Annotated in this window: 13 protein-coding genes; 8 read left to right on the top strand and 5 right to left on the bottom strand. The window is 58.5% G+C overall.

Features of this window, described 5'->3' with window-relative positions:
- Positions 1–8: 8 nt before the first annotated feature.
- The gene (locus AC3IX1_RS24715; RefSeq protein ID WP_008052053.1) at positions 9–497 is read right to left on the bottom strand and encodes a DUF3015 domain-containing protein; all 489 of its coding nucleotides are present in this window, start codon (positions 495–497) and stop codon (positions 9–11) included.
- 279 nt (positions 498–776) lie between these two features.
- On the opposite strand from AC3IX1_RS24715, the gene AC3IX1_RS24710 reads away from it, so the two are divergent.
- Together AC3IX1_RS24710 and AC3IX1_RS24705 are read left to right on the top strand one after the other, a co-directional pair.
- A complete protein-coding gene (locus AC3IX1_RS24710) occupies positions 777–3215 on the top strand; it encodes a Lon protease family protein (RefSeq protein ID WP_489386148.1) in 2439 nt (812 codons plus the stop codon).
- A 302-nt stretch (positions 3216–3517) separates the two neighbouring features.
- Positions 3518–3859 (top strand): PA4575 family protein, encoded by a 342-nt coding sequence (locus AC3IX1_RS24705; RefSeq protein ID WP_008052055.1) that lies wholly within the window; start codon positions 3518–3520, stop codon positions 3857–3859.
- Between the two features lie 6 nt (positions 3860–3865).
- Here AC3IX1_RS24705 and AC3IX1_RS24700 read toward each other — a convergent pair whose 3' ends face one another.
- Positions 3866–5695, bottom strand: a complete 1830-nt coding sequence (locus AC3IX1_RS24700; protein ID WP_489386147.1) for a hypothetical protein — start codon at positions 5693–5695, stop codon at positions 3866–3868.
- Positions 5696–5867: 172 nt separating this feature from the next.
- On the opposite strand from AC3IX1_RS24700, the gene AC3IX1_RS24695 reads away from it, so the two are divergent.
- From AC3IX1_RS24695 to bamJ, 3 genes are all read left to right on the top strand, one after another.
- Complete coding sequence (locus AC3IX1_RS24695; protein WP_150727027.1) at positions 5868–6356, top strand: TIGR00645 family protein; 489 nt, start codon at positions 5868–5870, stop codon at positions 6354–6356.
- A 142-nt stretch (positions 6357–6498) separates the two neighbouring features.
- The gene (locus tag AC3IX1_RS24690) at positions 6499–6789 is read left to right on the top strand and encodes a DUF6482 family protein (protein WP_046041769.1); all 291 of its coding nucleotides are present in this window, start codon (positions 6499–6501) and stop codon (positions 6787–6789) included.
- A gap of 121 nt (positions 6790–6910) precedes the next feature.
- The gene (gene bamJ / locus AC3IX1_RS24685; protein ID WP_008052058.1) at positions 6911–7528 is read left to right on the top strand and encodes a BamJ family beta-barrel-assembly machinery protein; all 618 of its coding nucleotides are present in this window, start codon (positions 6911–6913) and stop codon (positions 7526–7528) included.
- A 138-nt stretch (positions 7529–7666) separates the two neighbouring features.
- On the opposite strand, the gene AC3IX1_RS24680 is transcribed toward bamJ, so the two are convergent.
- The 3 genes from AC3IX1_RS24680 to AC3IX1_RS24670 form a co-directional block, all read right to left on the bottom strand.
- Positions 7667–7924: a PA4570 family protein gene (locus AC3IX1_RS24680; protein WP_489271268.1), complete on the bottom strand. Its 258-nt coding sequence runs from the start codon at positions 7922–7924 to the stop codon at positions 7667–7669.
- A 204-nt stretch (positions 7925–8128) separates the two neighbouring features.
- Positions 8129–8470, bottom strand: a complete 342-nt coding sequence (locus AC3IX1_RS24675) for a zinc ribbon domain-containing protein YjdM (RefSeq protein ID WP_020798653.1) — start codon at positions 8468–8470, stop codon at positions 8129–8131.
- Between the two features lie 238 nt (positions 8471–8708).
- Entirely contained in the window at positions 8709–9677 is a 969-nt protein-coding gene (locus AC3IX1_RS24670) for a polyprenyl synthetase family protein (RefSeq protein ID WP_008052062.1), read from the bottom strand.
- Positions 9678–9916: 239 nt separating this feature from the next.
- Between AC3IX1_RS24670 and rplU the strand changes: the two genes are divergently transcribed.
- From rplU to cgtA, 3 genes are all read left to right on the top strand, one after another.
- Positions 9917–10231, top strand: coding sequence for a 50S ribosomal protein L21 (gene rplU, locus AC3IX1_RS24665; protein ID WP_003176051.1), 315 nt, complete (start codon positions 9917–9919; stop codon positions 10229–10231).
- Positions 10232–10266: 35 nt separating this feature from the next.
- Complete coding sequence (rpmA, locus tag AC3IX1_RS24660) at positions 10267–10524, top strand: 50S ribosomal protein L27 (RefSeq protein ID WP_003281574.1); 258 nt, start codon at positions 10267–10269, stop codon at positions 10522–10524.
- A gap of 195 nt (positions 10525–10719) precedes the next feature.
- A complete protein-coding gene (gene cgtA, locus AC3IX1_RS24655) occupies positions 10720–11943 on the top strand; it encodes an Obg family GTPase CgtA (protein WP_008052064.1) in 1224 nt (407 codons plus the stop codon).
- Positions 11944–11956: the final 13 nt, after the last annotated feature.

Genomic DNA, 11956 nt, shown 5'->3' with positions numbered 1-11956 from the left:
GGTCGAGCTTAAGCCTGAGTCGCGTACTTGGCCAGACGAGGGTCGGCTTTGAGCACGGCCAGGGTGTTGGTATGCACGTCTTCTGCGGTCACGTCAGCCTTGCTGAAGATCTGCTGGAAGTGCTCGTGAGTGACGGCGGCGAAGTGCGCACGGTCTTCCGGCGCTACGCCCAGTACCACGGCATAGGTGGTCAGCGCTTCGCCCTGACCCTTGGCCATGTCTTCGGACAGCTCGTTCATCATGCCATTCATGGCAAACCAGGATTTGCCGCCATAGGTCAGCGCCGAATTGGTTGCGCAACCGTTGGTGCCGGAGGTCATGCCGAAGGTTGCGTTGCCGGAGGTGCCGTTGGTGGTGGATGCCAGGAAGTGAGCTGGAGTACCACGCTGGCCTTCGAACAGCATGTTGCCCCAACCGCAATCCGGGCCGCCTGGCGCTTGAGCCATGGCGTTGATGGATACAGCGGTGAAGAGAGTACCAAGAAGAATCCGTTTCATAGCTTTGTTCTCTTTGTGTGCATACCAATAGACAAGGGGGTCTGGCCCGTTCCGGTGCCAGTGGGCCGGGCATTAGTCCAGCCGCGCAGTTTGGAGTTTAGGCACGATCACGGGGTTCCGTGTTTTTTTGCTGAACATTCATGGGAAACGGCGGCGCAAGCCCGGCCCGCCTGGGGTTGGCCGATTGACTATGCTCAGGCCTGCGGCGCTCCTTGCCAGTCGGGCATGGGCGGCGCCAGAATGCTGCCATCTGCCCCGCCTGATTGTTAAGGAAGCCCGATGCCTGATCCTGTTGCTGCCAGCTTGCGTCTAGCGCCCGAAGCGCTGACCCGTCCGTTTTCCGCTGAACAGTTCAGCTTCTCTACCACCAATGATCTGGAGCCCTTTCGCGGTGTGCTTGGCCAGGAACGTGCGGTCGAAGCCTTGCAGTTCGGTGTGGCCATGCCACGCCCCGGTTACAACGTATTCGTCATGGGCGAGCCCGGCACTGGCCGGTTCTCGTTCGTCAAGCGCTACCTCAAGGCCGAAGGCAAGCGCCTGCAGACCCCGGCGGACTGGGTCTACGTCAACAATTTCGATGAGCCGCGCGAACCACGCGCCCTGGAATTGCCGTCGGGCACTGCCGGTAACTTCATTGGAGATATCAACGGTCTGATCGACAACCTGCTGGCGACCTTTCCTGCAGTCTTCGAGCATCCGTCCTACCAACAGAAGAAAAGCGCCATCGACCGCGCCTTCAATCAGCGCTATGACAAGGCCCTGGACGTCATCGAGCGTCTGGCCCTGGAAAAGGACGTCGCGCTTTACCGCGACGCCAGCAATATCGCCTTCACCCCAATGGGCGACGGCAAGGCCTTGGACGAAGCAGAATTCGCCCAGTTGCCGGAAGCCGAGCGCGATCGCTTCCACGAGGATATTTCCGTGCTGGAGGAGCGCCTGAACGAAGAGCTCGCCAGCCTGCCGCAATGGAAGCGCGAATCGAGCAATCAACTGCGTCACCTCAACGAAGAAACCATCACCCTGGCCTTGCAGCCCTTGTTGTCGCCGTTGTCGGAGAAGTACGCCGAGAACGCCGCGGTATGCGGTTATCTGCAAGCGATGCAGGTGTACTTGCTCAAGACCGTGGTCGAGCAACTGGTGGACGACAGCAAGACCGACGCCGTTGCCCGCAAGATGCTGGAAGAACAATACGCGCCGAGCCTGGTGGTCGGTCATTCGGCCAGCGGCGGTGCGCCGGTAGTGTTCGAGCCGCACCCGACCTACGAAAACCTCTTTGGTCGCATCGAATACAGCACCGATCAGGGCGCGCTCTATACGACGTATCGGCAACTGCGGCCGGGTGCGCTGCACCGCGCCAACGGTGGTTTCCTGATCCTCGAAGCGGACAAAATGCTCAGCGAGCCGTTCGTGTGGGATGCGCTTAAACGTGCCCTGCAATCGCGCAAGCTGAAAATGGAATCGCCGCTGGGCGAGATGGGGCGTTTCGCGACCGTCACCCTTACGCCGCAGCATATTCCGTTGCAGGTCAAGGTCGTCATCATCGGCGCCCGTCAGCTGTATTACACACTGCAAGACCTCGATCCGGACTTCCAGGAGATGTTCCGCGTCCTGGTGGATTTCGACGAAGACATCCCGATGGTCGACGAGAGCCTGGAGCAGTTTGCCCAGTTGCTTAAAACCCGTACTTCCGAAGAAGGCATGGCACCGCTGACCGCCGATGCGGTGGCCCGCCTGGCGACTTACAGTGCGCGACTGGCCGAGCATCAGGGGCGTTTGTCGGCACGTATCGGGGACTTGTTCCAACTGGTCAGCGAGGCGGATTTCATTCGTCACCTGGCAGGCGATAAAATGACCGACGCCGGGCACATCGAGCGTGCACTCAAGGCCAAGGCCACGCGGACCGGGCGGGTTTCGGCACGGATTCTCGATGACATGCTGGCCGGGATCATCCTGATCGACACCGCGGGCGCGGCGGTCGGCAAGTGCAACGGCCTGACCGTGCTGGAAGTTGGCGACTCGGCCTTTGGTATACCGGCGCGGATTTCCGCTACGGTGTACCCGGGCGGCAGCGGCATTGTCGACATCGAGCGCGAGGTCAACCTCGGCCAGCCAATTCACTCCAAAGGCGTGATGATTCTCACCGGTTATCTGGGCAGTCGTTATGCCCAGGAATTTCCGTTGGCGATTTCCGCGAGCATCGCCCTGGAGCAATCCTACGGTTATGTCGATGGCGACAGTGCCTCCTTGGGCGAGGCCTGCACCCTGATCTCGGCCTTGTCGAAAACCCCACTCAAGCAGTGCTTTGCCATCACCGGTTCGATCAACCAGTTCGGCGAAGTGCAGGCGGTCGGCGGAGTCAACGAGAAGATCGAGGGCTTCTTCCGCCTGTGCGAAGCCCGCGGGTTGACCGGCGAGCAGGGGGCAATCATTCCTCACGCCAACGTCGCCACGCTGATGCTCGACGAGAAGGTGCTGGTGGCGGTGCGTGCGGGGCAGTTCCATGTCTACGCGGTCCGTCAGGCCGATGAAGCCTTGAGTTTGCTGGTCGGTGAGCCGGCCGGCGAGCCGGACGAGAATGGCGAGTTCCCTGAAGGCAGCGTGAACGCACGGGTCGTGGAACGCCTGCGGGTTATCGCGGAAATGATCAGCGAAGATGATCTGAAAGAAGCCGAGAAGGAGTTGGCGCAAGAGGCTTTGGCGGAAACCAAACCGGCCTGATGCAGTAACCCATGTGGGAGCGGGCTTGCCCGCGAATGCGTCTTTTCATTCAACATTTATGTTGGCTGATACGCCGCTTTCGCGAGCAAGCCCGCTCCCACATTTGTTTGTGTGAATACTGGAAAAGCGTCGTCGAAATGACGTCATTATTCATGCTATGACCATTCGGCGCCTTTCGGTCTTGCCCCGGCCTGCAAGCCAGACTTTTCTTCTATTCTCTGCTCAAGGATATCGACGTAATCACAGGATCGAAACAGCCTTCCCATGGGGGCTGAATACCGGATCTACCGAGGGTCGCCGCCATGTCGCGCAACCTCTGCCTTACCCGTCAATGCCTGGGCCTTGTGACCCGTATCGAATGTGCCATCCGTCCATTGGCGGGAGATACGGGCATGTGGACTCTGCTGTTCGCCGCCGGAATGGCCGGTGAGCAACCTTCGGCCATCAAGGCCCAAGGCCCGTTTCACGGTCCGTTCGTCGCTGAATCAATCCTCGACACCATCGTTGAAAGCCTGACCCTGCACGGCTACGAGTTGGCCGACGATCCGCAAATCTGGTGCCTGCACCTGCAAGCCCAACTGCGGGAAATCAATGGTGGTCGCTGCCGGAACATGGGCGGCTTCGAGTTTCACCCTGAGCACTGAGTGGCACTATTGATCAAGGCGCGTCATGTCGGCCTTGTCGAGTTTGACTTCGAAACCATATTGCACGGTGGCGAGGTCAGTGCGCTGGTAGGTTTCCAGGCGCGTAGGCTGCCCGTAGAAGTAATGCACGGCAAACTGCGCCGGACCCTGTGCGCTCGCGCCATGGCTGACCGATAGAATCTCCTTCAAGTAATTGCCGCTGTCGTCCTTGGCGAAAAAGCGCCAGTCCTGGGCGGGAAATGCCTTCAGGTCCACTACCAGTGCATTGTCTTTGAGCGCGAGGCCCTTGGGCAGTTGACGGGCTTCGACGGTTTGCTTGTCGACCGTGGCCAGGAACAGCGGCATCGAGCCCACCGCATAGGCCGGAGTTTGTGGAAACAGATTCAGATCGTAAGTGATGGTGCCGCGCAGGGGATCGATCTGGTACGCCTCTAACGGCAGTTCGATCGGCTCGTCGCGTTTGCCAAGCGTGTCTTCGGTAAAGAAGCTCACTGGACTTTCACCAGGGCTGAACGATGTGCCAAGCAGTTCATCGTTGAAGGTACGCAGGTGAGTGAATTCGATTCGCGCAGCGCTGGGGTCGTCGACCGACTGACTGATGCTGACGTTCTTTTTCAGCTGATCCTCACTCAGCGTTGCCCCTTTCAGCCAGCTCGCCGCCTGGTCGTCATAGACCACCACGAACAGGTTCAAGGGCTGGATGGACTTGTCCGTGGTCTTGGCATCGAAGCGCCGGACCGGCAGTTCGAGGTCCTTTCGGGTGATCGTGACGGCGGAAAAATCCAGCATGCTGACTTCGAGGGTTTCGATCGTCCCGTTGAAGTACACCTTCGAATAATGCCGAGCCTGCTGTTTTTCAAAGTTGCGTTGTTCTTCGTCGAGCTGTTTTTCCAGGGCCTCGCTCCAGCTCTTTTGCTGCTGCATCTTGGCCAGCTGTTGCTGATAGAAGGCAATTTGTACCGAGGTTTCGTTGATTGAACCGGCGCGAGAGATGAATTGCCCGGTGCTGTCCCTGGCCTGGACGATCAGCGGGTTCAGTGGTGTTTCACTGACTTCGGGGGCCAGCGGTGCGCTGTTGTTGTATTCGATTTCCGCGTAGTTGTTCGTCAATGTGAGTAGGGTGACGCTCAGGTTGTCATTGGTGCGGGTCTGGCCTACGTCCTTTTTCGTCAGGTCGAAGCTGTAGAGGCGGCGGGGTGCGATGACTTCGACCTTGCCTTGCAGGCTCACCGGTTGCGGTTGCTGCTTTCTGTCGATGTCGAGGCCTTCGATGAAGGGGTAGGCCACGGTCAGGTCATCGGGGTTGGTCAGGTTGGAGCTCGATGGGCTGAGCTGAATGCCGGGGTCGGTTTCCGACCATTCCGGCTGGAAGGGAATCACCCGTTTGTTGCTAAGCGTGACCGACTGCCATTCCAGGCCATGGGGAAACAAAAACACCGCAGGAACGCTGAAAGTGAAGGGGAACACTGGCTGCAAATCGGTCAGGTAGTCGGAGCCGGAGTCTTTTTGCAGCACGAACAACCCGTTGATGTAGGTATCGACCAGAGCCTGCGGGGTCGGGTAGTGCTTGAGCATGGCGAGGGCGTCTTCGCCGTATTCGGTTTCCACCGGCTTGCTGTCGAGCTTGAGTTGCGCGCGTTCGAGCAGCAGCAGTGAGCCGCCCAGCTCCGACACGGCATCCTTGAGCTTCGGATCCTGGATGGCGTCCAGCGACTTTTCAAACTGCGCGGTTTTTTCTTCGAGGCTGACCTGGCGTTTTTCGTCGCTGGGCGAGCAGCCGCTCAGCAGCAGCGCCAGGCAAATTCCGGCACTCGTCAAAGGCAATCGCACATCCATTTCCAGTCTTCCTGTCCGACATCGCTGAGCAGTCAATGATTTGGACACTAGCAGAAAAACTTTGATACACAGGCGCAGGTGGCGGATTTTTCGACGGTTTCTGGCTGCTTCTGGGTATAGACGGGTGGCTGGTATACTCGCCGCCATTTTTCAGCCCAACATGTGAGATTCAATGGAACGCTTTATCGAAAATACAATGTACGCCTCGCGCTGGCTGCTGGCGCCGATCTATTTCGGCCTGTCCCTCGGGCTGTTGGCGCTGGCACTGAAATTCTTCCAGGAAGTCTTCCACGTCATCCCGAACGTGTTTTCGATGGCCGAATCGGACTTGATCCTGGTGCTGCTGTCGCTGATCGACATGGCGCTGGTGGGCGGTTTGCTGGTGATGGTGATGATTTCCGGCTACGAGAACTTCGTCTCGCAACTGGACATCGACGACAGCAAGGAAAAGCTCAACTGGCTGGGCACCATGGACTCTTCGTCGCTGAAGATGAAAGTGGCCGCGTCGATCGTGGCGATCTCGTCCATTCACCTGCTGCGCATCTTCATGGACGCCAAGAACGTCGATCCCGAGCATTTGCAGTGGTACGTGATCATCCACATGACCTTCGTGATCTCGGCATTTGCCATGGGTTACCTGGATAAACTCACCAAGCACTGATTTCAACTTCCATTGTGGGAGCGTGGTTTGCCCGCTCCCACAGAGGGGGGCAAAACAGACGGGCGGCGTCGTTTGTGGCTTGTGCTTTGATGCGCCGAAGCCTATCCCTGTAAAGAGGCTCGCTACTGCGTGAGGTGCGCTCATGAACCTGCAAGAGTTGAATGCGTATGCCGTCGCCGGGAAGGTCGATGAGCTGAACCTGATCTCGATGGAGGGAGGCATCTACCTGCTGGAGGCGCGGATGCATGGCACGGCGTATCCCTTGAGCGATACGCATGGGCACATGATGAGCCTGCGTTCGGTGGAGCATGCCCGTGATGTGCTGCGTTCCTTTCCCAAGTTGCACTTCAACCTCGTGCACACGGTCGTACATGATGAAATGTGCGGTCTGGTTGCCGATGTGGAGGAAAACCTGAAGGTGCCGATCGCCTGAGGCCTCTCATCAATGGCATGACATCTGTGCTAGTCTGCTGGCCCTTTTGGTTCCGGGCGCTCCGGGACGCGCTGTGCACGCATGGCAAGTTCCCGAGCCGTCCGCACAGCGGAGCAGTGTCATGTCCGAAGTAAATCTGTCCACCGACGAAACCCGCGTCAGCTACGGCATTGGCCGTCAGTTGGGCGACCAACTGCGCGACAACCCGCCACCGGGCGTAAGCCTGGACGCGATCCTGGCCGGTCTGACCGACGCATTCGCCGGCAAGCCAAGCCGTGTGGGTCAGGAAGAAATGTCCGCCAGCTTCAAAGTCATCCGTGAAATCATGCAGGCCGAAGCTGCAGCCAAAGCTGAAGCGGCTGCTGGCGAAGGCCTGGCCTTCCTGGCTGAAAACGCCAAGCGTGACGGCATCACCACTCTGGCTTCCGGCCTGCAGTTCGAAGTGCTGACCGCTGGTGAAGGCGCCAAGCCATCCCGCGAAGATTCCGTGCGTACCCACTACCACGGCACCCTGATCGACGGCACTGTGTTCGACAGCTCCTACGAGCGCGGCGAGCCTGCAGAATTCCCGGTTGGCGGCGTGATCGCCGGCTGGACCGAAGCCCTGCAACTGATGAACGCCGGCAGCAAATGGCGCCTGTACGTGCCGAGCGAACTGGCTTACGGCGCTCAAGGCGTTGGCAGCATCCCGCCACACAGCGTACTGGTGTTCGACGTCGAGTTGCTCGACGTTCTGTAAGACCTGCTGATTACCTGTACCTGTAGGAGCGAGCCTGCTCGCGATGGGCGTCAACGATTACGCGGCCATTCTGAATGAACGCGGTGTCTTGGAGTTTTTCGCGAGCAGGCTCGCTCCTACAAGGTTTTGTAGCGTTTCTCATATCTCGATCTTGTGATTCAGATCGTGCGACGGGCGCAACGCCCGGGCATAGCAGAACAGAAAAAGATTACGCACCAGTTCCTTGAGCACCACCGGCTCGCTGGAACTCAGGCCATTGAGGTCAAGGTCACCCTGGTCCTGCAGTTCGCTCAAGGCTTCCTCTTCCAGCACGGCACAGACTTCCCCGGTTTCCCTATGCAGGATCCTGAGATAAGGGTGTGGGCGGTCCAGCCAGGCATCGATCAAATAAGTCATGGTTCTCATCTCCACTGAAGGTTTGATGAGAATAATTCTTATTCATTAAATAGCAAGGGCCTATTGGCGGTTTGCGCTTTTTTCCGGGTAAAGATTGCGTCAGGTCAAATCGACTGGCGTTTGGCTATTGCGAGGATTTACTGGGCGAAGCGGGGGGAGGGAAGGCGCCATCCCACGCCGGGCGCGGGATGGAAAACAGCAGGCTCAGACTTTTCTGACGAACTCGGACTTGAGTTTCATCGGGCCGATGCCGTCGATCTTGCAATCGATGTCGTGATCGCCATCGCACAAGCGGATGTTCTTGACCTTGGTGCCGACCTTGACCACCAAAGACGTGCCCTTGACCTTGAGGTCCTTGATCACGGTGATGGTGTCGCCGTCCTGCAGGACGTTGCCGACCGAATCCTTTTTCACTGCGTCATCGGACACCGCTTCGGCTTCACCGCTGGCGGACCATTCGTGGGCGCACTCCGGGCAGATCAACTGCGCGCCGTCTTCATAGGTGTATTCGGAATTGCATTTTGGGCAGGGTGGCAACGTGCTCACTAAGGCTCCTTGGATTCAGGATCGCTAAAAAGCGCACATTATATAGGGTTTTAGGCGGGAGAGGGCGCAGCGCAGGAAAACCTGTGGGAGCGACCTGTGGCGAGGGGGCTTGCCCCCGTTGGGTCGCGAAGCGGCCCCATATTTCAAAGTTAAACCACATGCAAAGGGTTTACGACTGCTTCGCAGCCGAACGGGGGCAAGCCCCCTCGCCACAGGTTCGCTCCCACAAGGGGGACTTTTAGTGCGTGCGGGCTACCGCGAATTCGCTCAGTTCAACCAGTGCATCGCGATACTCGCTGGCGGGCAGCGCTTCGAGGCACTTGATCGCGCGGGCCACATAGTCACGGGCCAGTTGCGCGGTGTACTCCAGCGAACCCGAGGCTTCCACGGCTTCGCGGATGCTTTCCAGGTCTTCGATTCCGCCTTTCTGGATCGCCTTGCGCACCAGGGCGGCCTGTTCCGGCGTACCTTCGCGCATGGTGTAGATCAGCGGCAGGGTCGGCTTGCCTTCGGCCAGGTCGTCACCGACGTTCTTGCCCAGGGTTTCGGCGTCGCCTTTGTAGTCGAGCAGGTCGTCGACCAGCTGGAAGGCCACGCCCAGGTGATCACCGAATGTACGCAGGGCTTCGGCCTGTTCCGGCGAGGCCTGGCACAGGGCGGCGGCGCTGTGGGTCGAGGCTTCGAAGAGCATCGCGGTCTTGCCGCGAATGACTTCCATGTAGGTTTCTTCGGTGGTGCTGGCGTCACGAACCTTCGACAGCTGCAGCACTTCGCCTTCGGCGATGATGCGCGTGGCTTGCGAAAGGATCTTCATCACCGGCATCGAGCCCAGCTCGACCATCATTTCGAACGAGCGCGAATACAGGAAGTCGCCGACCAGCACGCTTGGCGCGTTGCCCCACATGGCGTTGGCGGTCGAGCGGCCACGGCGCATGCCAGACATGTCGACCACGTCGTCATGCAGCAGGGTAGCGGTGTGCAGGAACTCGATGGTCGCGGCCAGCAGACGCAGTTCGTCGCCTTCGCGCCCCAGGGCCTTGCCACACAGCAACACTAATAAAGGACGCAGGCGTTTACCGCCGGCCGAGGTAATGTAATCGCCGATTTTCGATACCAGCGGCACTCGAGAAGTCAGCTGCTTCTTGATGATGCCGTCGACGGCGCTAAAATCGTCCGCCACCGCGCGGTAGAAAGCTTGGGGTTGCATCAGCGACAGTCGCTCCAGAAGGGTTGCGCGGCATGCTAGGACCCACGCTTGCAGGTGTCAAGGCGCGATGGACGGCCCCTTGCAAGGCGCTCGTGCCTTGCGTACAATCGCGCACCCTGAACTTCCTGGGCAGCACCTGCCTTACGCAATTGCAAGCGGGCCTCCAGCCCCATGCAGCCATGCCAGCCAATACCTCTTCTTATAAAGAGCTGGGTGAGCAGGATTATCGGAGAAATACCATGTCTTATGCAGTAATCGTTACTGGCGGCAAGCAGTACAAAGTCGCCCCAGGTGAATACCTGAAGATCGAAAAACTGGAAATCGCTACCGGCGAATCCGTTACCTTTGATCGCGTTCTGTTGGTTGCCAACGGTGACGACGTGAATATCGGCGCTCCAGTTGTTGCTGGCGCTACCGTTGTGGCTGAAGTGATCTCCCAAGGTCGTCACGATAAAGTCCGCATCATCAAGTTCCGTCGCCGTAAGCACCACATGAAGCGTATGGGCCACCGCCAGTGGTACACCGAGATCAAAATCACCGGTATTCAGGCTTAATTACAGCCTAATTCCTCACTAGGAGAATTGAACTCATGGCACACAAAAAAGCTGGTGGTAGTACCCGTAACGGTCGCGACTCAGAAGCCAAACGCCTTGGCGTGAAGATGTATGGCGGCCAGGCTATCAAAGCAGGCAACATCATCGTGCGTCAGCGCGGCACCCAATTCCACGCTGGCTACGGCGTTGGCATGGGTAAAGATCACACCCTCTTCGCTAAAGTCGAAGGCGTGATCAAGTTCGAAGTAAAAGGCGCCTTCGGTCGTCGTTACGTGAGCGTAGTCGCAGCTTAATTGCGCGATCGCTGGAAAAGCCCTGTCTCGCGACGGGGCTTTTTCGTTTGTGGGGTGAGTCTCTTGCAAAGCTGTTTGTATGGGCTGTCGGCGTACGATGTAGGTGTCGTGGTTTGGGGTCGCTGCGCTCATTTTTGCAAGAGTCTTATGTCTTGATTGTTTTTCGGCTCGTCCGTATGGCGAGAGGCGTTTGTTATGAAGTTTGTTGATGAAGTATCGATTCGCGTAAAGGCTGGTGACGGCGGCAACGGTGCCATGAGTTTCCGTCGGGAAAAATTTATCGAGAACGGTGGCCCGAACGGCGGTGATGGCGGTGACGGCGGATCCATCTACATGATGGCCGACGAAAACCTCAACACCCTGGTGGACTACCGTTACACCCGGCACTTCGATGCCGAGCGTGGCTCCAACGGCGGCAGCACCGACTGCACCGGCAAGAAGGGTGAAGACCTGATCCTGCGCGTTCCGGTCGGCACCACGGTGATCGATTCCGCGACTCAGGAAGTCATCGGTGACCTGACCAAGGCTGGTCAGAAATTGATGGTAGTGCAGGGTGGCTGGCACGGTCTGGGCAACACCCGTTTCAAATCCAGTACCAACCGTGCGCCGCGCCAGACCACTCCGGGCAAGCCGGGTGAGCAGCGCGACCTGAAGCTGGAAATGAAAGTACTGGCGGACGTAGGTCTGCTGGGCTTGCCGAACGCCGGTAAAAGTACCTTTATCCGTTCGGTTTCGGCTGCCAAGCCGAAAGTTGCCGACTACCCGTTCACCACGCTGGTGCCGAACCTGGGTGTGGTCAGCGTCGATCGCTGGAAGAGCTTCGTCATTGCCGATATTCCGGGTTTGATCGAGGGCGCTTCCGAAGGTGCTGGCCTGGGCATTCGCTTCCTCAAGCACTTGGCGCGTACACGTCTGCTGCTGCACCTCGTGGACATGGCGCCGCTGGATGACGCCAGCGCACCGGATGCAGCTGAAGTGATCGTCAACGAGCTGATCAAGTTCAGCCCGTCCCTGGCGGAGCGTGATCGCTGGCTGGTACTGAACAAGTGCGACCAGATCCTTGATGAAGAGCATGATGCTCGCGTCAAGGAAATCGTTGATCGCCTGGAATGGACGGGTCCGGTCTACGTGATCTCGGCCATTTCCAAGCTCGGTACCGAGCGTCTGTGTCACGACATCATGCGTTACATGGAAGACCGTGCTGATCGTCTGGCCAATGACCCGGCCTACAAGGAAGAGCTGGCCGATCTCGATCAGCGCATCGAAGACGAAGCCCGCGCGCAACTGCAGGCGCTGGATGACAAGCGTGCCCTGCGTCGTAGCGGCGTGAAGTCGGTCCATGACATCGGCGACGATGATTGGGACGAAGAAGATGTGGATGACGAAGACGGTCCGGAAATCATTTACGTGCGTGACTGATTCGTTGCGATAA

The sequence above is a fragment of the Pseudomonas sp. KH_046_2 genome (assembly GCF_057838985.1).
This window is presented reverse-complemented; position numbering and strand designations above follow the sequence as displayed.